The sequence below is a fragment of the Streptomyces sp. NPDC088730 genome (assembly GCF_044751215.1).
Classification (GTDB): Bacteria; Actinomycetota; Actinomycetes; order Streptomycetales; family Streptomycetaceae; genus Streptomyces.
In genome coordinates this window covers 1,052,929-1,075,083 of record NZ_JBIVLK010000001.1, presented here as the reverse complement: position 1 = coordinate 1,075,083, position 22,155 = coordinate 1,052,929, and the positions used below count along the sequence as shown (strand labels likewise).

At 70.2% G+C, this 22,155-nt stretch carries 19 protein-coding genes; 10 read left to right on the top strand and 9 right to left on the bottom strand.

Annotated elements, in window-relative coordinates:
- Positions 1-40: 40 nt before the first annotated feature.
- Complete coding sequence (locus ACIP89_RS04805; RefSeq protein WP_024494183.1) at positions 41-661, bottom strand: heme-copper oxidase subunit III; 621 nt, start codon at positions 659-661, stop codon at positions 41-43.
- 202 nt (positions 662-863) lie between these two features.
- On the opposite strand from ACIP89_RS04805, the gene ACIP89_RS04800 reads away from it, so the two are divergent.
- Positions 864-1,265: a hypothetical protein gene (locus ACIP89_RS04800; protein ID WP_401922781.1), complete on the top strand. Its 402-nt coding sequence runs from the start codon at positions 864-866 to the stop codon at positions 1,263-1,265.
- Positions 1,266-1,314: 49 nt separating this feature from the next.
- Here ACIP89_RS04800 and ACIP89_RS04795 read toward each other — a convergent pair whose 3' ends face one another.
- The 4 genes from ACIP89_RS04795 to coxB form a co-directional block, all read right to left on the bottom strand.
- The gene (locus ACIP89_RS04795) at positions 1,315-2,568 is read right to left on the bottom strand and encodes an Ig-like domain-containing protein (protein WP_402113010.1); all 1,254 of its coding nucleotides are present in this window, start codon (positions 2,566-2,568) and stop codon (positions 1,315-1,317) included.
- A 122-nt stretch (positions 2,569-2,690) separates the two neighbouring features.
- Positions 2,691-3,089, bottom strand: coding sequence for a cytochrome c oxidase subunit 4 (locus tag ACIP89_RS04790; RefSeq protein WP_390090300.1), 399 nt, complete (start codon positions 3,087-3,089; stop codon positions 2,691-2,693).
- Positions 3,086-4,822, bottom strand: coding sequence for a cytochrome c oxidase subunit I (ctaD, locus tag ACIP89_RS04785; protein ID WP_073735590.1), 1,737 nt, complete (start codon positions 4,820-4,822; stop codon positions 3,086-3,088). The genes ACIP89_RS04790 and ctaD overlap by 4 nt, the downstream gene beginning before the upstream one ends.
- Entirely contained in the window at positions 4,819-5,781 is a 963-nt protein-coding gene (coxB, locus tag ACIP89_RS04780) for a cytochrome c oxidase subunit II (protein WP_401922775.1), read from the bottom strand. Before coxB ends, ctaD begins: the two co-directional genes overlap by 4 nt.
- Before the next feature lie 271 nt (positions 5,782-6,052).
- On the opposite strand from coxB, the gene ACIP89_RS04775 reads away from it, so the two are divergent.
- The gene (locus ACIP89_RS04775) at positions 6,053-7,432 is read left to right on the top strand and encodes a cysteine desulfurase/sulfurtransferase TusA family protein (RefSeq protein WP_402113008.1); all 1,380 of its coding nucleotides are present in this window, start codon (positions 6,053-6,055) and stop codon (positions 7,430-7,432) included.
- A 16-nt stretch (positions 7,433-7,448) separates the two neighbouring features.
- On the opposite strand, the gene ACIP89_RS04770 is transcribed toward ACIP89_RS04775, so the two are convergent.
- Complete coding sequence (locus ACIP89_RS04770; RefSeq protein WP_402113006.1) at positions 7,449-8,423, bottom strand: carbohydrate kinase family protein; 975 nt, start codon at positions 8,421-8,423, stop codon at positions 7,449-7,451.
- A gap of 178 nt (positions 8,424-8,601) precedes the next feature.
- Between ACIP89_RS04770 and ACIP89_RS04765 the strand changes: the two genes are divergently transcribed.
- Positions 8,602-8,799 (top strand): hypothetical protein, encoded by a 198-nt coding sequence (locus ACIP89_RS04765; RefSeq protein WP_401922768.1) that lies wholly within the window; start codon positions 8,602-8,604, stop codon positions 8,797-8,799.
- Positions 8,800-8,984: 185 nt separating this feature from the next.
- The gene (locus ACIP89_RS04760; protein ID WP_402113004.1) at positions 8,985-10,457 is read left to right on the top strand and encodes a hypothetical protein; all 1,473 of its coding nucleotides are present in this window, start codon (positions 8,985-8,987) and stop codon (positions 10,455-10,457) included.
- Positions 10,458-10,713: 256 nt separating this feature from the next.
- Here ACIP89_RS04760 and ACIP89_RS04755 read toward each other — a convergent pair whose 3' ends face one another.
- Complete coding sequence (locus tag ACIP89_RS04755; RefSeq protein WP_024488899.1) at positions 10,714-11,070, bottom strand: iron-sulfur cluster assembly accessory protein; 357 nt, start codon at positions 11,068-11,070, stop codon at positions 10,714-10,716.
- Positions 11,071-11,316: 246 nt separating this feature from the next.
- Between ACIP89_RS04755 and nadA the strand changes: the two genes are divergently transcribed.
- A complete protein-coding gene (gene nadA / locus ACIP89_RS04750) occupies positions 11,317-12,516 on the top strand; it encodes a quinolinate synthase NadA (protein ID WP_401922764.1) in 1,200 nt (399 codons plus the stop codon).
- A 230-nt stretch (positions 12,517-12,746) separates the two neighbouring features.
- Complete coding sequence (locus ACIP89_RS04745) at positions 12,747-16,832, top strand: tetratricopeptide repeat protein (RefSeq protein ID WP_402113001.1); 4,086 nt, start codon at positions 12,747-12,749, stop codon at positions 16,830-16,832.
- A gap of 20 nt (positions 16,833-16,852) precedes the next feature.
- Here the strand turns inward: ACIP89_RS04745 and ACIP89_RS04740 are convergent, their stop codons facing one another.
- Complete coding sequence (locus ACIP89_RS04740; protein WP_401925398.1) at positions 16,853-17,158, bottom strand: hypothetical protein; 306 nt, start codon at positions 17,156-17,158, stop codon at positions 16,853-16,855.
- A 152-nt stretch (positions 17,159-17,310) separates the two neighbouring features.
- Between ACIP89_RS04740 and ACIP89_RS04735 the strand changes: the two genes are divergently transcribed.
- The 4 genes from ACIP89_RS04735 (at position 17,311) to ACIP89_RS04720 (ending at position 18,863) form a co-directional block, all read left to right on the top strand.
- Positions 17,311-18,138 (top strand): Scr1 family TA system antitoxin-like transcriptional regulator, encoded by an 828-nt coding sequence (locus ACIP89_RS04735; RefSeq protein ID WP_401925396.1) that lies wholly within the window; start codon positions 17,311-17,313, stop codon positions 18,136-18,138.
- Positions 18,135-18,329, top strand: coding sequence for a DUF397 domain-containing protein (locus ACIP89_RS04730; protein ID WP_402112998.1), 195 nt, complete (start codon positions 18,135-18,137; stop codon positions 18,327-18,329). Before ACIP89_RS04735 ends, ACIP89_RS04730 begins: the two co-directional genes overlap by 4 nt.
- Positions 18,330-18,406: 77 nt before the next feature.
- Complete coding sequence (locus ACIP89_RS04725; protein ID WP_402112996.1) at positions 18,407-18,601, top strand: DUF397 domain-containing protein; 195 nt, start codon at positions 18,407-18,409, stop codon at positions 18,599-18,601.
- Positions 18,602-18,668: 67 nt separating this feature from the next.
- The gene (locus ACIP89_RS04720; RefSeq protein ID WP_402112993.1) at positions 18,669-18,863 is read left to right on the top strand and encodes a DUF397 domain-containing protein; all 195 of its coding nucleotides are present in this window, start codon (positions 18,669-18,671) and stop codon (positions 18,861-18,863) included.
- A 96-nt stretch (positions 18,864-18,959) separates the two neighbouring features.
- Here ACIP89_RS04720 and ACIP89_RS04715 read toward each other — a convergent pair whose 3' ends face one another.
- Entirely contained in the window at positions 18,960-22,106 is a 3,147-nt protein-coding gene (locus tag ACIP89_RS04715; protein ID WP_401922748.1) for an efflux RND transporter permease subunit, read from the bottom strand.
- Positions 22,107-22,155: the final 49 nt, after the last annotated feature.

The following is a 22,155-nucleotide window of genomic DNA, read 5'->3' as shown; positions in this document are numbered from 1 at the left end:
TTCTGCGTCGATGCTGGATGTGGTTCGGGCTCTGGCCCGGTTACTTGATCAAGTAGATCGTGGCAAAGAGGCCGATCCACACAACATCGACGAAGTGCCAGTAATAGGACACGACGATGGCAGCGGTCGCCTGTTCATGGGTGAACCTCTTGGCTGCGTATGTCCTGCCCAGAACGAACAGGAAGGCGATGAGACCGCCTGTCACATGCAGACCATGGAAGCCAGTGGTCAGGTAGAACACCGAGCCGTACGGATCCGAGGACAGCGAGAGGCCGTCCTTCTTCACCAGCTCGGTGTACTCGAAGATCTGGCCTCCGATGAAGATCGCACCCATCACGAACGTGATCACGAACCAGGCGCGGAGCTTCTTCACATCGCCCCGCTCCGCGGCGAAGACGCCGAGCTGGCAGGTGAGTGATGAGAGCACCAGGATGGTGGTGTTCGTCGCCGAGAACGGAACGTTCAGGGACGACGCCATTTCCTTCCAGTGATCTGGTCCGGTCACCGATCGCAGGGTGAAGTACATCGCGAAGAGGGCCGCGAAGAACATCAGCTCGGAACTCAACCAGATGATGGTTCCGACGCTGGTGAGGTTCGGCCGATTGACCGACGGGTGCGCGTGCCCGGTTTCTACTGTCGTTGCTGTCGCCACGACCGACATTATGTCGGTCGCTTATCCCGCCCTCACTCCGGGGGGTGCCGTTCGGTGTGTCAGAGGGGTGTGTCCTCCCCGAACGGCCCATGGATCCGCTGTCCCGGGCAGTGCTGACAGGGCGTCGGGCGGAGTACGATCCGCGCATCGGACAGCCCTCGCGCACCGAGGGCCCCGACGGCCCCGAAGACACGGATGTCACGGAGGAACAATGCAGCCGACCGCCACGGTCCTGGTCTACAGCGACAACGCACACACCCGTGAGCAGGTGAGGCTGGCGGCAGGGCGCAGGCCCGCGGCGGACGTGCCACCGGTGGAGTTCCTGGAGTGCGCCACCCTGCCCGCCGTCCTGGACGCTCTGGAGCAGGGAGGCGTCGACGTCTGCGTGTTGGACGGTGAGACCGCCCCGGCCGGCGGCATGGGCGTCTGCCGCCAGATCAAGGACGAGGTCTTCCGCTGCCCGCCGGTGCTGCTGCTCATCGGGCGCCCGCAGGACGCCTGGCTGGCCACCTGGAGCCGCGCGGACGCCGCGGTGACCCTGCCGGTCGAGCCGGTCGGGTTCGCTGACGCCCTGGCCGCCCTGCTGCGCAGCAGGCTCTCCGTGGGCGCCTGAGGACCCGTCCTCCGCCAGGTCTCCTCCAGAGGGGCGGCGCACTCCCCGGTCAGACCGCGGGGCGCAGTCGGGCCGCCTGAACCGGGTCGACCCGGTCGGGCGTGTCGTTCTGCAGCGCGCTGCCCTTCTGCCATTTCGCCCAGGACAGGTTCCAGTCGCCGTAGCCGTTGTCGAACGGCGTCATGGTCTCGCCCTCGCTGCCCACGACGCTGACCAGGTCGCCCTCGCGCACGGTGTTGTAGAACCACTCCGCCTCGCTGGTGCTCATCCCGGTGCAGCCGTGGCTGACGTTCGCGATGCCCTGCGAGCCGGTGGACCAGGGGGCCGCGTGCACGTACTCGCCGCTCCAGGTGACCCGGGTCGCGTAGTAGACCGGCAGGTCGTACGAGTCGCTGGAGCCCTCCGCGATGCCGATGGTCTCCCCGCGCATACGTACGTAGTACTCCTTGCCCAGCACGACCTTGACGCCGTTGCGGGTGGAGAAGCCGGGCTTGCCCGTGGTCACCGGGATGGTGTTGATCACTTCTCCGTTGCGCTTGACCGTCATGGAGTGCTCGGAGGCGTCGGTGATGGCCTCGATCCGGTCGCCGGTAGTGATCTTCAACGCTTTCGTGGGCGCCCCGTACAGCGCCTTGGCCACCTTGATGCCGGTCAGATCGCTGCTGACCTCGATGGAGGCCTTGGCCGGCCAGTAGTCCTTCGGCCGGTAGTGCAGCGTCTTGTCGTCGACCCAGTACCAGGAGCCGGTCACGGCGGGCGTGGAGCGCACCTTCAGGGCGCGTTCGACGGTGGCGCGGGCGGCCCTGTCGGCGACCGGGGCGCTGAGTTGCGCCGTAACGGGCTGTCCGACGCCGTAGGTGCCCGCCTGAGGGCCGAAGGTGACCTTCAGGAACCTCTTGGCGGCGGCGGTCGCGAAAGACAGCGTGCGGCTCCCTGGGGCGCCTTCGTCGTTCTCCATGCTGACCTTGACGGTGTACCGCGTGCCCGCGGCGAGCGGGGCGGTGGAGTGCCAGCGGTGTCCGTCGGCGTCGAGTTCGCCCGCCAGATGGCGTCCTTCGCCGTCCACGGCCGTCACGTCGGTGATCCGGCCGTCGTCGCCGTCCACGCTGACTTCGAGGGGCTTGTCCGGGTCGACCTTCTCACCGCCGTCGGGCGTGTTGGAGGAGATCTCGTCGGCGGCGTCGTACGGCGTGGCCGCCAGCGGATGGCCGTCGGACTCCCCACAGGCGGTCATCCCTGCGACCAGGGTCACGACCAGCAGAGTGCAGCTCACTACGGGACGGATGCGCGGCGTGTGGCTCATGAACCCACGCTAAGAAGATTCATCCGTTTCAGCGCGCGGGGTGACTGCAAACGGGGGGCCCGCACTTCTCGTGGAAGTGCGGGCCCCCCGTCAGGTGGAGCGGTGTCACGGGTGGAGCGGTGTCACTGGGTGCGGTTCTCGCCGCGGTAGTACTCGAAGACCCAGCCGAACAGACCGACCATGATCACCGGGAGCGAGAAGTAGAGCAGCCACCAGCCGAAGACGACTCCCATGAAGGCGAGTGCGCCACCGACCGCCAGCGAGAGCGGCTGCCAGCTGTGCGGGGAGAAGAACCCCACGTCGCCGGCCTCGTCCGCCACATCGGCTTCCTTGTTGTCCTGCGCGAGCGCGTCGACCCGCCGGGCCGTGAAGGCCAGGTAGAAGCCGATCATGACGCTCAGGCCGAAGGCGAGGACGAGCGCGGTCGTGCCGGCCGGCTCCTTGGACCACACGCCGTACGTGATGGCCATGGCGAGGATGAAGACCGATAGCCAGATGAACAGCTTGCCCTGGATCTTCACTTGCCAGCCTCCTTGCCGCCGGCGAGGGCCTTGTCACCCTCGGAGTGGTGCTCAAGCTGTTCGAGCGCCGTGATTTCCGGGTGGTGCAGGTCGAACGCCGGGGATTCGGAACGGATCCGCGGAAGGGTGATGAAGTTGTGCCGGGGCGGCGGGCAGGAGGTCGCCCACTCCAGCGAGCGGCCGTAGCCCCACGGGTCGTCGACCTCGATCTTCTTGCCGTACTTGGCCGTCTTCCAGACGTTGTAGAAGAACGGCAGGATCGACAGTCCGAGCAGGAACGAGCAGATCGTGGAGATCGTGTTCAGCGCGGTGAAGCCGTCCGCCGCGAGGTAGTCCGCGTAGCGGCGCGGCATGCCCTCGGCGCCCAGCCAGTGCTGCACCAGGAACGTGCCGTGGAAGCCCACGAACAGCGTCCAGAAGGTGATCTTGCCGAGCCGCTCGTCCAGCATCTTGCCGGTGAACTTCGGCCACCAGAAGTGGAATCCGGAGAACATCGCGAAGACCACGGTGCCGAAGACCACGTAGTGGAAGTGCGCCACCACGAAGTACGAGTCCGAGACGTGGAAGTCCATCGGGGGCGACGCGAGGATGACGCCGGTCAGACCACCGAAGGCGAAGGTGATCAGGAAGCCGACGGCCCAGAGCATCGGTGTCTCGAAGGACAGCGAGCCCTTCCACATCGTGCCGATCCAGTTGAAGAACTTCACCCCGGTCGGTACCGCGATGAGGAACGTCATGAACGAGAAGAACGGCAGCAGTACCCCGCCGGTGACGTACATGTGGTGGGCCCACACGGTCACGGACAGACCCGCGATGGCGATCGTCGCGCCGATCAGGCCGATGTATCCGAACATCGGCTTTCGGCTGAACACCGGGATCACTTCGGAGACGATCCCGAAGAAGGGCAAAGCGATGATGTACACCTCTGGATGCCCGAAGAACCAGAACAGGTGTTGCCATAGCAATGCGCCGCCATTGGCCGCGTCGAATACATGCGCCCCGAATTTTCGGTCCGCCTCCAGCGCGAAGAGCGCCGCGGCGAGGACCGGGAAGGCCAGCAGGACCAGGACACCGGTCAGCAGGACGTTCCAGACGAAGATCGGCATGCGGAACATCGTCATGCCGGGTGCGCGCATGCAGATGATCGTGGTGATGAAGTTGACCGAACCGAGGATCGTGCCGAATCCGGAGAAGGCCAGACCCATGATCCACATATCGGCGCCGACGCCCGGCGAGCGGACCGCGTCCGAAAGCGGGGAGTAGGCGAACCAGCCGAAGTCGGCGGCACCCTGCGGGGTGAGGAAGCCGGCCACCGCGATGATCGAGCCGAAGAGGTAGAGCCAGTACGCGAACATGTTCAGCCGCGGGAACGCCACGTCGGGCGCACCGATCTGCAGCGGCATGATCCAGTTCGCGAACCCGGCGAACAGCGGCGTCGCGAACATCAGCAGCATGATCGTGCCGTGCATCGTGAACGCCTGGTTGAACTGCTCGTTCGACATGATCTGCGTACCCGGACGGGCCAGCTCGGCGCGCATGAAGAGCGCGAGCAGACCGCCGATGCAGAAGAAGGCGAACGATGTGACCAGGTACATCGTGCCGATCGTCTTGTGGTCAGTGGTGGTCATCCACTTGATGACGACGTTTCCCGGCTGCTTGCGCCGGACCGGCAGCTCGTCCTCGTACGAGTCGTCTGCTGCCGCGGCACCCTGAGGTTCGTTGAGGATGCTCACAGTTTGTTCGTCTCCGCATTCCTGGCCGGGTCAGTCTGCTCGATGCCGGCCGGCACGTAGCCCGTGTTGCCCTTCTTCGCCAGTTCCTTGAGGTGCGCCTGATAGCGCTCCGGGGAGACGACCTTGACGTTGAAGAGCATGCGGGAGTGGTCGGCGCCACAGAGCTCGGCGCACTTGCCCATGAAGGTGCCCTCCTGGTTGGGAGTCACCTCGAAGGAGTTGGTGTGGCCCGGAATAACGTCCTGCTTCATCAGGAACGGCACCACCCAGAAGGAGTGGATGACGTCACGCGAAGTCAGGATGAAGCGGACCTTCTCACCCTTGGCCAGCCACAGGGTCGGACCGGGGTTGCCGTTCTGCGGATTCCGGGTTCCCGGGACACCGACGTCGTAGACGCCGTCAGCACCCTTGGGGAAGTCCTTGCGGAACCGGTCCGGGATGGCGTCGAGCTCCTTGGGGACCTCGTTGCCCGTGGCGGCGGAGCCGTCCACGTTCTCGATGTAGTTGAAGCCCCAGCTCCACTGGTAGCCGACCACGTTGACCGTGTGCGCCGGCTTCGGGGAGAGTTCGAGGATCTTCGATTCGTCGCGCGCGGTGAAGTAGAACAACACCGAGACGATGATCAGAGGGACCACGGTGTACAACGCCTCGATCGGCATGTTGTACCGGGTCTGCGGAGGAACCTCCACCTTGGTGCGGCTGCGCCGGTGGAAGATGACGCTCCACAGGATCAGGCCCCAGACCAGGAGACCCGTGGCGAGCGCTGCCGCCCACGAGCCCTGCCAGAGGGAAAGGATCCGTGGGGCCTCTTCCGTCACCGGAGTAGGCATACCGAGGCGGGGGAAATCCTTGTATGTGCAACCGGTTGCGGTCGCCAGGATCAGGCCCGCAGTCAGCACCTGCGGCAGCTTCCGCCGCATCGGGCGCCGCGACGAGCGGTCGGAGCCGTTGGGACTCACGTAGCGCCTTCCCGAGAGTCTCGCCCGCACGGTCGGCGCGCCCGTCTCGTTTGTCGGTCGCCGCCCCTGACGCGGGCAGGGGTTTGGATGTTTATGCGGACCAAACCCTACTGGACGCTATTTGGGGTCGCGCGGGGAGGGTGCCCAACGCGCCGCCCGACTCCCCGAAGGGGTGGAATCGACGCCTCCGGCCGCCATCTGACGCCCCCTCTCCTGACCCCGCGGGCGACCGGGTCCCGGGGCGGGCCGCGGACCCGGCTAGCGTGGCCGGGTGCCCTACTTCGACGCCGCGTCCGCCGCCCCCCTCCACCCCGTCGCCCGCCAGGCGCTGCTTGCCGCGCTGGACGAGGGCTGGGCCGATCCGGCCCGGCTCCACCGGGAGGGGCGGCGGGCCCGGCTGCTGCTGGACGCCGCCAGGGAGGCCGCCGCGGAGGCCGTCGGCTGCCGCCCCGACGAGCTCAGTTTCACCTCGTCCGGCACCCGGGCGGTGCACTCAGGAATTTCCGGGGCTCTCGCCGGGCGTCGGCGTGTCGGCCGCCATCTGACCGTCTCCGCGGTCGAACACTCGTCCGTGCTCCATTCGGCGGCCGACCACGAAAGCCGGGGCGGGACGGTCACAGAGGTGCCGGTGGACCGGTCGGGGGCGGTGGACCCGGCGGCGTACGGGGCGGCGCTGCGCGAGGACACCGCGCTGGCGTGCCTCCAGTCCGCCAACCACGAGGTCGGCACCGTGCAGCCGGTGGCAGAGGTGGCCGGGCTCTGCCGGGAGGCGGGGGTGCCGTTGCTGGTGGACGCCGCCCAGTCGCTGGGCCTGGAACCGGTGCCGGGCGGCTGGTCGCTGCTGGCGGCGAGCGCCCACAAGTGGGGCGGTCCGGCCGGGGTCGGGCTGCTGGCGGTGCGCAAGGGTGTCCGGTTCGCGGTCCAAGGCCCGGCCGACGAGCGGGAGTCGGGGCGCGCCGCCGGCTTCGAGGACATTCCGGCCATCGTGGCCGCGGCGGCTTCCCTGCGGGCGGTGCGGGCGGAGGCGGCGGCCGAGTCGGTGCGGCTGAGCGCGCTGGTGGACCGGATCAGGAGCCGGGTGCCGGTGCTGGTGCCCGATGTGGAGGTCGTCGGTGATCCGGTGCGGCGGCTGCCGCATCTGGTCACCTTCTCCTGTCTCTATGTCGACGGAGAGACCCTGCTCCACGAGCTGGACCGGGCCGGTTTCTCCGTATCGTCCGGTTCGTCCTGCACGAGCAGCACCCTGACGCCGAGCCATGTGCTGAAGGCGATGGGAGTGCTCTCCGAGGGCAACGTCCGGGTGTCGCTGCCGGCGGGCACCACGGAGGAGGACGTCGACCGCTTCCTCGACGTGCTGCCCGGGGCGGTGGCGGGGGTGCGGGAGAAGCTGGGCGCGCCCGCCCCGGCCGCGCCCGCCGCCCCGGCGGCCTCGCTGGTCGTCGACGCGCTCGGCAGGCGCTGCCCCATCCCGGTGATCGAGCTCGCAAAGGTGATCGGAGGGGTGCCCGTGGGCGGCACGGTGACCGTCCTGTCCGACGACGAGGCGGCCCGGCTCGACATTCCGGCCTGGTGCGCGATGCGCGAACAGGAGTACGTGGGCGAGGAGCCGGCGGACCGTGGCTCGGCCTATGTGGTCCGCCGGCTGTCCTGACCTCTCTGCGTGAGCTCTACGCGAGGTGCGTGCGGACCTCGGCGGCGGCCTCATGGCCGTACGCCTTGGTGAAGCGGTCCATGAAGCGGGTGCGGTGCAGGGTGTACTCCTGGGTGCCGACCGTCTCGATGACCAGCGTGGCGAGCATGCAGCCGACCTGGGCGGCCCGCTCCAGGCCGACGCCCCAGGCGAGGCCGGAGAGGAATCCGGCGCGGAAGGCGTCGCCGACGCCGGTCGGGTCGGCCTTGGCGTTCTCCTCCGGACAGCCGACCTCGATCGGCTCCTCGCCGGCGCACTCGATCCGCACGCCCTGGGCGCCGAGGGTGGTGACGCGGTGGCCGACCTTGGACAGGATCTCCGCGTCGGTCCAGCCGGTCTTGGACTCGATGAGCCCCTTCTCGTACTCGTTGGAGAAGAGGTACGTGGCGCCGTCGAGCAGGATGCGGATCTCGTCGCCGTCCATCCGGGCGATCTGCTGCGAGAAGTCCGCGGCGAACGGGATGCCCCGGGAGCGGCACTCCTCCGTGTGGCGGAGCATGCCCTCGGGGTCGTCGGCGCCGATGGAGACCAGGTCCAGACCGCCCACCCGGTCGGCCACGGCCTTCAGCTCGATCAGCCGGGCCTCACTCATGGCGCCGGTGTAGAAGGAGCCGATCTGGTTGTGGTCGGCGTCCGTCGTGCAGACGAAGCGGGCGGTGTGCAGGACCTCGGAGATCCGCACGGAGCCGGTGTCGACGCCGTGCCGGTCGAGCCAGGCCCGGTACTCGTCGAAGTCGGAGCCCGCGGCGCCGACCAGGATCGGGGCGGTGCCGAGCAGGCCCATGCCGAAGCAGATGTTGGCGGCGACACCCCCGCGGCGCACGTCCAGGTTGTCGACCAGGAAGGAGAGCGAGACCGTGTGCAGCTGGTCCGCGACCAACTGGTCCGCGAAGCGGCCGGGGAAGGTCATGAGGTGGTCGGTGGCGATGGAGCCGGTGACTGCGATACGCACGGGAGACTGCTCCTGCGGAGGTCGAGGGGAACGGTGTCCGCGTCCCCGGGGCGGCATGACAGGGGGCCCGGAATTCGAGGGCCCCTTTACGCTACCGGTTCCCCGGCCGGCCCGAATGGGAAAAACTACCCGATAGTAGGGCTTTCCTCCTGAGCCCGGAGGTGCTTACGGTGCGGATATGTCGAACTACACCGCTTCGATCGAGTCCGAGACCGGCCTGGCCGAGCTGCGCGGAGACTGCGCGCGGATGGCCCCGCACTGGGTGGTACCCGCGAAGGCCGCCGCGGCCCCGGTGGCACCGTCCCTGATTCACGGGGTGAGCGTGCCCCCGGCCTCGGCGAAGCTGATCGACGCGATGGCGGAGTACGGCGACTGACCGCTCCCGGTTTTCGGCACCCGCCGACCGCGCTCCGGCCCCTTCCGGCCCCCGCTCCTGCCGCAACTGCCGCCCCACGGGGGAACCGTGCGCTCCCGCGCCCCGTCCCATCGGTGTCCGCACCCAAGGGGCGGGCCATATGCCGGCCAGGCGTATGACGCCAATGCAGGCGAAGGAGCGATCCGGTGAGCACCCAGCGACCCGACAACGACGAGACCGGCCCCCGGCGGCGTTCGCCGCTCGCCGTGGCCTCGGTGGCGGCAGCGGTACTGCTGGCCGGCGGCGGCGGCGTGTACTGGGCCGCGACCGCGGCGGACGGCGGCAACGTCGAGGAGAACGGGGGCCTCGGCGCCGGCCCCCCGCCGCTCTCACTCGACGAGCGGACCGGCGGACCGGCCACCACGCCCTCCTCCACCACCCCATCGGCCCCGCCGAAGGGCATCGCGCCCGGTGAGCCCGACCCGCACGGCGGACGGCTCGTCTACCGCGCGGCGGGCGCACTGCCGGACGGCCCGGCGAAGGCCGCGGTCCGGCACACGAGCGGAACCGTCTCCGCCGCAGAGGTGACCCGGCTGGCGAAGGCGCTCGGCCTCGACGGCACCCCGCAGGCCGAGCCCACCTCCTGGAAGGTGGGCTCCGACGGGGACGGTTCGGGCCCGGTGCTGCGGGTCGGCAGGCAGGCGCCCGGCACCTGGACCTTCGCCCGTCATGGCTCCGGCGGCACGGACAACTGCGGTCACAAGGCGACCTGTTCGGGCGAGCACGTGGCACCCGGCGGATCGGGATCACCGGTGAGCGAGAAGGCCGCGAAGGCCGCCGCGGCGCCGGTGCTGAAGGCGGCCGGCCAGGACTCCGCCACCCTCGACGCCCGCCAGCTGATGGGCTCGGCCCGCGTGGTGAACGCGGACCCGGTGGTGGACGGGCTGCCGACGTACGGCTGGGCGACCGGCATCCAGGTCGGCACCGACGGCGAGGTGATCGGCGGCGGCGGGCAGTTGAAGGGCCTGGAGAAGGGCGCCGAGTACCCGGTGATCGGCGCGGCCGACGCGCTGAAGCAGCTGAACGCGGCGCAGCCCTCCGACGGCCGCAAGAACATCGGCGGGTGCGCGACCGTGGCGCCGCTCAGCGGCGACGGGAAGCCGTCCGGCACGTCCTGCGGCGCGCGGACCGGGGCGGAACCGCCGACGACGACGGTGACGGTCGACAAGGCCGTCTTCGGTCTGGCGGCCCAGTACGCGGACGGGAAGCAGCTGCTCGTGCCGTCCTGGATCTTCACGGTCCGGCCGGGCGCGGGCGGTACGGGCAACACGGTCACCCAGGTCGCCGTGGACCCGGCGTACCTGACGAAGGACGCTCCTTCGGAGAAGACGCCGGACGGTGGCGCCACGTCCCGGGCCGGCGGCACGGTCCAGTCGTACCGCGCCGACGGACGGACGCTCGCGGTGACGTTCTGGGGCGGCGTGTGCAGTACGTACTCGGCGAGTGCGAAGGAGGACGGCGACACCGTGCGGGTGACCGTGACGGAGTCGAAGCCGGACCCGGAGAAGATGTGCGTCAAGATCGCCAAGAAGCTGACCCGCACGGTCACCCTGGACCAGCCGCTGGGCGACCGGAAGGTGGTCGACGCGGGGTCCGGCGGCGAGGTGCCGCAGAAGTGACGTGACGCTCCCGCGCAGGGCACACAGCGGTACGGCGGCGGGCCCCCCCCTTGGATTCAGGGGGGCGGCGCCCGAGCCCCGGGGGGGCGGGGCGGAATCAGAAGGGTGGGGGCCCCGCGGCGGGTCGCCGGGGGGGCGGGGGGCGCGGGCCGCCTGCTGTGCCGTGCCGCCCCCGGGCTGGGCCCACGGGGGTCGGGGGGCGCCCCCCTGGATTCCAGCGGGGGGCCCGCCGCCGTACCGCTGTCGCGCAGGCGCTCTAGCTGAAGGAGTCGCCGCAGGCGCAGGAACCCGTGGCGTTCGGGTTGTCGATCGTGAAGCCCTGCTTCTCGATGGTGTCGACGAAGTCGACGGAGGCGCCGCCCAGGTACGGGGCGCTCATCCGGTCGGTGACGACCTTGACGCCGCCGAAGTCCTTCACGACATCGCCGTCGAGCGAGCGCTCGTCGAAGAAGAGCTGGTACCGCAGGCCCGAGCAGCCGCCGGGCTGGACGGCGACGCGCAGCGCCAGATCGTCACGGCCTTCCTGCTCCAGCAGGCCCTTGACCTTGGCTGCGGCGGCGTCGGACAGGAGGATGCCGTCGCTCACGGTGGTGGTCTCGTCCGATACGGACATCTGCTTCTCTCCCGGGTTGTACGGAGTCTGCTTGCCGACGTTGCAACCGCCGGAACCGCGGATTCATTCCGGGCCGCGCGCTTGCCTGTTCCATTCATGCTCGCACACCCGGCCCTCCGGCGGGTGCGTCACATTGACGCTATCGGCATCGTCAAAGTGACGTGAAGCGGTTATGATAGATAATGTCAATTCGACGAAAAGGCTCCTCGTAGAGAAGCTCCTCGCAGAGAAGAAAGGGTGCGTGACGTGACCACGGCCCACCCCGTCCAGGAACTCGACGTCCAGCCGTCGCCCCTCGCCCTGCTCCTGCTGGGCCGCGACGCCGACCCAAGGAGCGAGCGCGGCGTCGAATGCCCCGGCGACCTGCCCTCCCCGTCCGACCCGGACCTGGTGGAACGCGCCCGCGCGGCCAAGGAGAAGCTGGGCGAGAAGGTCTTCGTCCTCGGCCACCACTACCAGCGCGACGAGGTCATCCAGTTCGCGGACGTCACCGGGGACTCCTTCAAGCTGGCGCGGGACGCGGCGGCGCGTCCGGAGGCCGAGTACATCGTCTTCTGCGGTGTGCACTTCATGGCCGAGTCCGCGGACATCCTCACCACCGACGACCAGAAGGTCGTGCTGCCGGACCTGGCGGCGGGCTGCTCGATGGCCGACATGGCCACCGCCGAACAGGTCGCCGAGTGCTGGGACGTGCTGACGGAGGCCGGCGTCGCCGAGCAGGTCGTACCCGTCTCGTACATGAACTCCTCCGCCGACATCAAGGCCTTCACCGGCCGCCACGGCGGCACGATCTGCACCTCCTCCAACGCGAAGCGCGCCCTGGAGTGGGCCTTCGAGCAGGGTGAGCCCTCCACGACAAAGGTGCTGTTCCTCCCCGATCAGCACCTGGGCCGGAACACCGCCGTCCGGGACATGGGGATGACCCTGGAGGACTGCGTCCTCTACAACCCGCACAAGCCCAACGGCGGCCTCACCGTCCAGCAGCTGCGCGACGCGAAGATGATCCTGTGGCGCGGGCACTGCTCGGTGCACGGGCGCTTCTCGGTGGAGTCCGTCAACGACGTGCGGGCCCGGATACCCGGCGTCAACGTGCTGGTGCACCCGGAGTGCAAGCACGAGGTCGTGGCCGCCGCGGACTACGTCGGCTCGACGGAGTACATCATCAAGGCCCTGGAGGCGGCCCCGGCCGGTTCCAAGTGGGCGATCGGCACCGAGCTGAACCTGGTGCGCCGCCTGGCGAACCGTTTCGCTGCCGAGGACAAGGAGATCGTCTTCCTCGACAAGACGGTCTGCTTCTGCTCGACGATGAACCGGATCGACCTGCCGCACCTGGTGTGGACGCTGGAGTCGCTGGCCGAGGGCAGTCTCGTCAACCGGATCGAGGTCGACCCGGAGACCGAGAAGTACGCCAAGCTCGCGCTGGAGCGGATGCTGGCACTGCCGTAGCCGTCCGTCACGCGAAAGGCCCCGGGGGCCGCCTTCTGGCGGCTGTCCGGGGCCTTTCGCGTGACGGACGGCGGTGGGCCGGTTTCCGCCGTACGGCCCCCACGATGTCCGCTCCGTAATTACTCTGCTACTCACCGCAGCGGACCCGGCCGAGAGGACCGGTGCGGACGGGAAGCGCGGGGCACGTCGTGATGTCCGCGTCGGTTGTGTGACGGAGAGCGGGACGGGCGATGGTGCGTGAGTCGGGTGTGACGGGCGACGAGGGACGCGAGCCGGTGGAGGGGGCGGCCGGGCTGCTGGACGGCACGTTCTTCACGGGCCGCGAGGAGGTGCTGGGGCGGATCGCCGCGTGGCTGGAGGCGGACGGGTCCGGGCTCTTCCTGGTGACCGGCCCGGCGGGCTGCGGCAAGTCGGCCGTGCTGGACCGGGTCAGGACGCTCATCGACCCCCTGCGGCGCGCGGGGACCGAGGTGGGCGAGAGCGACCCGGGCCCGCGCCTCCGTCGCCCCCTCGCCTCCGTGCTCCTGCGGGACCTGAGCCCGCTCCGGGCGGCCTCGGAGCTGGCCCGGCAGCTCGGACTGCCGGAACCCCTCGACGCCGACGGCTTCCGGGCCGGGCTGCGCGGGTTGGCCCCGCAGCCGGTGCTGGTGCTGGACGGTCTGGACGAGGTGCCCGCCGAGCACCTCCGCGCCATGATCGAGGAGCTGGTCCTCCCGCTCGGCCGGACGAACCCGGTCCTGCTCGGCTCCCGCGAGAGCGCGTTCCGCAGCCGCGTCGCGGAGGGCGGGTACCGGGGCGAGGCCCTGCCGGAGGCGCTCGCCCGGCTGGTCGGCGCGGAGGTCACGGTCGCGGACCTGGAGCAGGAGCCGCAGACCCGCGCCGATATCGGTGAGTACGTGTTCCGCCGGTGCGCGGCGGCCGGGGTTCCGGAGGACCGGGCGCGGGCGGCGGGCGAGGCGGTCGCCGCCCGTGCCGCGGCGCTGGACGGCGGGTTCCTGTTCGCGCGGCTGGTGGCGGGCCCGCCGGCGGCGGCCTCGGCCGGTGCCGACGGGGACCGGCTGCCCGACTCCGTCGAGGCCGCGTTCGAGGAGGACCTGCGGGCGGGGCCGGTACGGGTACGGCCGGACGGCACCGGACTGCCGTCCGCCGCCCGTGACCTGCTGACGGCCCTCGCCCGGACGGCCGGACGCGGGATGCCCGCCGGGGGCGTGTGGGAGGAGGTCGCCGGGGCGCTGGGCGGCGGCGGTGACGTGTCGTACGACGAGAGCGACGTGGACTGGCTGCTGTCCGCCTACGGCCGCTACGTGGTCGAGGACTCGGAGGACGGCCGGGCGGTGTACCGGCTGTCCCACCGCGCGTTCGGACCGCTCCTCGCGGACCGGGCCGGGCCGGGGGGTTCCGGGGCCGACGAGGTGGTGTTGGCCGCGCTGGTCGATCACGTCGGGCGGCGGGCGGTGGGCGACGACTGGGCGGCGGTCGATCCGTACGTGGTGCGGGGCCTGGCGCCGCACGCGGCTCGGGCGGGCGCACCGGGGGTCGCGATGCTGCGGGGACTGGTGGAGCGGGGCGGGGCGGGCGCGGTGCCGGTGCTGGCCCAGGCCCTGTCCCGGTTCTCCGGCCGGCTCGGGGCGGAAGGGGACCTGACGGGTGCGCTGGACGCGGCGCGGGAGGCGGCCGACCTGTACCGGGAGCTGGAGCGCGGCGCTCCGGGGGCGTTCGGTACGGCGCTGGTGCGGGCCCTCATCGACCTTGCCCACGCGTACGCGGCCATCGGCGACCGGGAGGGGCTCCTGCCGCCGGTGCGCGAAGTGGTCGGGCTCCGACGGAGCCCGGCCGAAGCGGGCGCCAGCGTGTCCCACCCCGGCCTGGCTCCCGCGCTGAGCGGTCTCGGCCGCCGGGTCGGCGCTGTGGGTGACCTCGAGGGAGCGGTCGCCCTGACGCGGGAGGCGGTAAGCAGCTACCGGCAGCACGTGGAGCGGGCTCCGGCGGTGTTCCGCCCCGGTCTCGCCGCAGCACTGACCGGCCTGGCGGCGGCTCTGGCAGCCGTCGGGCAGCCCGCGGCGGCCGCGGCCGCCGCGCAGGAGGCCGTGGACATCTACGGGGAACTCGCCGCTTCGCACCCCGCCGAGTTCCTGGCCCCGCTCGCCGCGGCTCTGGCCCAGCTGTCCGCGCACCGGGAGGACAGCGGCGATCTCGCCGGGTGCGTGGCGCCCGCGCGGAAGGCCGTGGAGCTCTGCCGGGAACTCGTCGCGCTCCATCCGGCCGCCTTCCAGCCGCAGTTGGCGGGCGCCCTCCACAACCTGGCGGACCGGCTCTCCGCCACCGGTGACCACGAGGAAGCCCTCACTGCGGACCGGGACGGCGCACTCCTGTACGCCAAGGTCGCAACGCGGCACCACGACGTCTTCCAGCCGGATTTCGCCCGCTCCATGTCCTCCCTCGCCAACAGGACGGCCGCCGCCGGAGACCTGCCATCGGCGGTCATCCTCGCGAGCGAGGCCGTACGCCTCCAGCGCGAGCTGACCTTGGACCGGCCGGTGGCGGCCCTCCCCGGACTGGCCACGATGCTCAGCCATCTCGCCACGCACCTCGCCGCCACGGGTGACCCCGCGGCGGCGCTGCCCAACGCCGAGGAAGCGACCGCCCTCTGGGGGCGTCTGGCCGCCGGGGACCCGGACGCCTTCCTGCCGCAGTACGCGACCGCCCTCAGCGACCTCGGCAACCGTCGCGCGAACCTGGGCGATGTTTCGGGGGCGCTCGCGGCGGCCCGGGAATCGGTCGGCATCCGCCGCGCACTCGCCGTCCAGCAGCCCGCCGGCTTCCGGCAGGACCTGGCCACGGCACTCACCCGGCTCGCCGCTCACCTGTACCGGGCCGAAGACCCGGCGGGCGGTCTGAGCGCCTCGGAGGAAGCGGTCGCCCTCTTCCGTGAGCTCGCCGGACGTGAGCCCGCTCTCCGCTCCGCCCTCGCGGGCTCGCTCGGCACCCTGGCGCAGAACCTCGGCGCCACCGGCAACCGGAAGGAAGCCCTGGAGACGGCCGGGGAGGGCGTCCGCATCCTGCGCGGCCTCGTCGCTGACACCGGCAGAGTCCACCTCCCCGATCTGGCCCTCGCCCTCCAGAACCTCAGCAGGCACCTGGAGGCGGACCAGGACGCCGAAGGAGCGGTGGGCGCGGCGGAGGAGGCGGCCGCCTTCTACCGGACGCTGGCTCTGGAGAGTCCCGACGCCTTCGAGAAGGACCTGGTCTCCGCGCTCCTCAACCTGGCGCAGACCCTGGCCCGCACCGGCGACCACACCTCGGCGGTCCGGCACTTCGACGAGACCGTGGCGGAGTTCGCCTCCGCCCACCCCGCGACCGGGCACCGTCTCGGTGCCGAGCGGAGCATCTTCCTGCTCGGCTGCCCCGCGCCCCACGCCTCGGCCGGCGTACGCGAGCTCGTGGCTCTTCTCGACGGGGAGTCCGCGCCGGACGGTGTCGCGAACGCCGTGACCGTACGGGCCCGCCGGGCGCTGCGCAGCTACGGCGACACCCGGTTCGTCCGCACGGCATGGGAGGCGGAGACCGGTTCGCCCGTACCGGCCTGGCTCGAACTGTCGCCGGAGACGCTGACCCTGGTCAGTTCCTGGATGTTCGCGCCCAACTGGCCCGAGTCACGCGACTTCTGGTCCCGGAACGCCGATGCGCTCAGCGGCCGGGAGACAGTGGCCGCCCTCGAAGAGGCGGCCCTCCTCGACCCCGGCACCGCACAGCGGCATGCCGCACTCCGCGAGATCGTCATGGCCCACGGCGTGACCGCCGCCTACGATCCGCTGATCCTCCGGGAGCAGCTGGCGGAGTGGGTGGACTGCACGGACTGGGCGGAGTCGCGGGCCTTCCTCCAGGACCACCCCCGCATCCTCCAGGTCCAGCCGCCCGAGGCGACCCCGCTCACGCACGTCGCCATCCTTGATGTCGCCCGCGTCGAAGGGCTGGACGCCGCGTACCGGCTGGTCGAGGACCGCGTGGCCCTCCAGGCCTACGTGGAACGCGCGTTGAACGCCGGGGACGGCACCGCGCTGATGCACGCGGCGGCCGTGGAGGGGCAGGTCTTCAACGACAAGCTGTCCTCCCTCACGCACGCCCAGGCGAGCATGGTGCTCGCCGGGGCGGTCGACGCCGTGGAGCCGGACGATCTGGCCACGCTCCTGCCCCGGGCCCGGGAGGAGATCAGGGTCCGGCTGCTGCGGGAGATCTGCGCCCTCAGCGTCCAGCACGCCCATCCGCACGGCGACACGTGGCTCCGGATCGTCCAGGCGCTGAGCGGTCCCGTCTGAGACCCACCGGTCCCGTCCGGTCAGCCGCCGCCCTCGCCGTTCGCCAACCGCCCGCCCCGGCTCATCGCGATCCGCAAGGTGTCCCCCAGCGACTCGGCGAGCTGGACGCCCACGCACCGCAGCTCCTCCTCCCCCACCACGGCCTCCGCCAGCACCTCACGGGCCTCATCCAGTACGTACTCGGCGGAGGCGATCAGGTCGGCCTCAAGCTCGTCGGCCATCCGGGAGACAGGGCCGCCGGGGCTCGCCGTGCTGAGCCAGCACGGACCGCCGCGCTCGTTGGTCCACGGGAGCAGTCGCAGGGCCCGGCCCCTCGAATCAAACATCAAGTCGAACGCCACCTTCGGAGAAGGCCCTCTGGTGTGCGGCACGAGAGGGCGGTTACGGTGTGTGCCGCAATCGTCGCCCTGGGGAACCTCGCTCCAACAGGGCGCCACTGTCCCGGCCTTGGGAACGGGACACACGGAAGGCACGCATCGTGACGTTCAGGCCCCAGGCCCTCACCCCCTATCTGTCCGCGCGCCACTACTTCGGCTCCGAGCAGCGCCGCCACCGCGAGCGGGCGGGCCTGTCGCTCGTACAGCTCGCGGAGATCGTGAACTCCAGCAAGAGCACGCTGGCCCGGATCGAGACGGCCGACCTGATGCCGCCACCGGACATCCCCAACCGGCTGGACAAGGCCTTCGGCACGGACGACCGCTTCCACGGGCTGTACGAGCTCGCCCGGCACGAGATCCACCCCGACCAGTACAAGCGGTACATGGACTTCGAGTCCCGTGCCGAAGTGATAGAGCAGTACGGGGCGCAGGCGCTGCCGGGCCTGTTCCAGACCGAGGAGTACGCGCGTACTTTCCTCCGCTGTCAGGAGGACCTGAGTGCCGAACAGGTCGAGGAACGCGTCACGGCGCGTATGTCCCGTCAGGAGCGGCAGCATTCGGAGATCGCACCGTTCCGGTGGGCGATCATCGACGAGGCTGTGCTGCGGCGGCAGATGGGCAGTGCGGCCTGCATGCACGAGCAACTGGCTTCGCTGCTGGAGCAAGTGGACACTCCGAACAGTAAGGTTCAGGTGATGCCGTTCAGTGCGGGGCCACACTCGCTCCTGGGTGGCGCGCTGACTCTGCTGGCCCTCCCCGACGGCACTTCGGTGGCGTATGAGGAGGGCATCCAGGCCGGAAATCTCTACGAGGATCCGGCCGCGGTGAAGAAGTGGCGGCGGCAGTACGAGGTACTGCGCGCCAACTCCTCCTCACTGGCCGAGTCTGCGGAACTGATCCGGACCGCGATGGAGGGCTACCGACCATGAACCACTCCCCCGAGCTGAGCACCGCCCACTGGCGCAGCAGCAGTTACAGCAATTCCAACGGGGGCGAATGCGTCGAGATCACCGACGACTTCCCCGGCATCGTCCCCGTACGCGACAGCAAGAACCCCACCGGACCCACGCTCATTGTCCAGACCGAGGCCTGGGGCGCGTTCGTCTCCTCACTCAAGTAGCAACGGCTTCGGGTGGAAAGCGAGATCCCGGAAGAGTCGGCGGAACCGAACCGGACCGCGATGGAGGGCTACCCACCGTGACCCACTCCCCCGAGCTGAGCACCACCCACTGGCGCAGCAGCAGTTACAGCAACGCGAGCGGCGGCGAATGCGTCGAGATCACCGACGACTTCCCCGGCATCATCCCCGTACGCGACAGCAAGAACCCCACCGGACCCACGCTCATCGTCCAAACCGAGGCCTGGGGCGCATTCGTCTCCTCACTCAAGTAACAACGGCTCGGGCGGCAAGCGAAATCCCGGCGGAACTGATCCGGCTTGCGATGGAGGAACACTGGCCATGAACCACTCCCCCGAGCTGAGCACCACCCACTGGCGCAGCAGCAGCTACAGCAATGCGAACGGCGGCGAATGCGTCGAGATCACCGACGACTTCCCCGGCATCATCCCCGTACGCGACAGCAAGAACCCCACCGGACCCACGCTCATCGTCCAGACCGAGGCCTGGGGCGCGTTCGTCTCCTCACTCAAGTAGCGAGAGAGCAAGCGGAAGCCGAAGAAACCGAGAGGGCCCCGTCCCACGCACTCGCGTGGGACGGGGCCCTCTCCGTCGTATCGGGCCCTGACTCGGTCAGGCCTGCGCGGGCTCGGTCTCCCGGGCCTCTTCGGATTCGGCCTGGGCCGGGACGCCCGCCTTCGCGGCGCGCTTGTCGGCCTTCTTCTTCGCGCGGCGCTCCTTGCGGAGCTCCACCATCGCGTAGAGCGTCGGCACCAGGAGCAGTGTCAGCAGCGTCGAGGTGACCAGACCGCCGATGACCACGACGGCCAGCGGCTGCGAGATGAAGCCGCCCTCGCCGGTGACGCCGAGCGCCATCGGGAGGAGGGCGAAGATGGTCGCCAGCGCCGTCATCAGGATCGGGCGCAGACGGTGGCGGCCGCCCTCGACGACCGCCTCGACGACGCCCATGCCCTGTCGGCGGTACTGGTTGATCAGGTCGATCAGCACGATCGCGTTGGTCACCACGATGCCGATCAGCATCAGCATGCCGATCATCGCCGCGACGCCCATCGGGGTGCCGGTGATGAGGAGCAGGCCGATCGCGCCGGTGGCGGCGAACGGGATGGAGACCAGCAGGATCAGCGGCTGGATGAGCGACCTGAAGGTGGCGACCAGCAGCATGAAGACGATCGCGACGGCCGCCAGCATGGCCAGGGCCAGCTTGACGAAGGCGTCGTTCTGGTCCTCGGACACGCCGCCGATGGTGGCGGTGGCGCCGTCCGGGAGGTTCAGCGAGTCGACCTTCTTCTGGAGTGCCGCGCTGACGCTGCCGGTGTCGTCACCGACGGGCTTGGCGGTGATCGTCGCGGCGCGCTGGCCGTCGATCCGGGTCATGGAGACCGGTCCGGGGACCAGCTTCACGTCGGCGATCGTGCCGAGCTTGACCGGGCCGAGCGGCAGGTTCTTCAGCTCGGCCATGGTGGCGGCCGGGTGGGCCGACTTGATGAGGACGTCGCGCTCGGTGTCGTCCATGATCGCCTTGCCGGAAGGGGTGCCCTTCACGGCGCCGGCGACGGCCGCGCCCAGGGTGGCCTGGCTGAAGCCGTGGTCGGCGGCTTCGGGCTTTGCCGTGACCGAGATGCGCGGGATGCTCTCCGACAGGTCGCTCTGGACGTCGGAGACGTCCTTGAGGCCGGACACCGCCTTGCGCACCTGCTCGGAGGACTTGGCGAGGACGTCCGCGTCGGCGGCCTTGACCACGACGCTCAGGTCCTGGCTGCCGAAGCCGCCCGCCTCCGCGATGGTCGTGTCGCCGATGCCGTCGAGCTTGCCGAGCGCCTCGTCGAGGCGCTTCTCCGTGGCGTCGTACTCGGCCGGGTCCTTCAGCGTCACCTGGTAGGTGGCCTGGTTGGCTCCGGTGCCGCCGCCGAAGGCGGCCATGAAGCCGGACGAGCCGACGGTGACCTGGTACTCCTTGACGCTCTTGTCGGCGGCGAGGAGCTTCTCGACCTTCTTGGACGCCTCGTCGGCGGCCGCCAGGCTGGTGCCGGGGGCCAGCTCCTGGTTGATGGAGAGGACCTCCTGCTCGCCCTGGTCGAAGAGGGTGGTCTTCAGCAGCGGGGCCATGCCGAAGGTGCCGATCAGCACGACGACGGCGATGACCACGCTGACGATGCGGCGACGGGTGGCGAAGCCCAGCACCTTGACGTAGATCCGCTGGAGCCTGCTGCGGGCTTCCTTCTCCTCGGCCTTGCGGCGGGCCGCCTCCGGGTCCTCGACGCTGCCCTTGGGGGCGCGCAGGAACCAGAACGACAGCACCGGGACGACCGTGAGCGAGACCAGCAGGGAGGCCAGCAGGGCCGCGGTGATGGTCAGCGAGAACGAGCCGAACAGCTCGCCGACCATGCCGCCGACCAGACCGATCGGCAGGAAGACGGCGACCGTGGTGAGGGTGGAGGCGGTGACCGCGCCGGCCACCTCCTTCACCGCGGCGAGGATCGCGGACTGGCGCTCCTCCCCGTAGCTGAGGTGACGCTTGATGTTCTCCAGGACGACGATCGAGTCGTCGACGACCCGGCCGATCGCGATGGTCAGCGCGCCCAGGGTGAGCATGTTGAGCGAGAGGTCGCGGGTCCAGAGCACGATCAGCGCGAGGACCACGGAGAGCGGGATGGAGACCGCGGTGACCAGGGTCGAGCGGAGCGAGGCCAGGAAGATCAGGATGACGATGATCGCGAAGACCAGGCCGAGCGCGCCCTCCGTGGTCAGGCCCGAGATCGCCTTGGAGACCGCGGGGCCCTGGTCGGACACGACGGTCAGGTCCGCACCGGCACCGAGGTCCTTGCGCAGGTCGGGGAGCTTGTCCTTGACCGCGTCCGAGATGGCGACGGCGCTGCCGTCCTTGTCCATCGTGGCCATCACGGCGAGGCTCGGCTTGCCGTTGGTGCGGGTGATGGAGTCCGCGGTGGCGGGCTCCTGCTTCACCGTCGCGATGTCACCGACCCGGACCGGCTCGCCGGGCTTGCCCGTCGGGCCCTGACCGGTGACCCGGAGGTCCTCGATCTGCTTCAGCGAGGTGAAGGCGCCGCCGACCTGGACGGTGCGGCTCTTGCCCGACTCGGAGAAGGAACCGGCCGGGACGGTCGCGCCGCCGGACTGGAGGGCCTGGGAGAGCGAGGCCGCGTTCAGACCGGCCGCCGCGAGCTTCTTGTCGTCGGGGGTGACGGAGATCTGGAGGTCCCGCACACCGTCGACGGACACCTGGCCGACGCCGTCGATGTCCTCAAGGGCGGGGACGACGGTGCGGTCCAGCTGGTCCGCGAGGGCCTGCTGGTCCTTGTCGGAGGTGACGGCGAGGACGACGGTCGGGATGTCGTCGGTCGAGCCGGCGACGACCTGCGGGTCGACGCTGTCGGGCAGCTGGACGCGGGCGCGGTTCACCGCCTGCTGGATGTCCGCGACGAGCTGCTTCGTGCCCTCGTCGCCGAAGTCGAAGGACGCCATGATGACGGCGTTGCCCTCGCTGGCGGTGGAGGTGATTCCGGTGACGCCGTCGACGGACTTGATCGAGTTCTCTAGCGGTTCGACGACCTGCTTCTCGACCACATCGGGGGACGCACCCTGATAGGGGGCGAGCACCGACACCATCGGGAGTTCGATGGTGGGCAGCAGCTGCTGCTTGAGCTGCGGGATCGCGATCGCTCCGAACACGAGCGCAACGATCGAGATCAGCCCGATCAGGGCCCTTTGCGCGAGGCTGAATCTGGACAGCCAGGACATGGGTGGGTCTCTCTTCTGTGGCTTACGCGGCAGGTGGGCGGGTAACTCG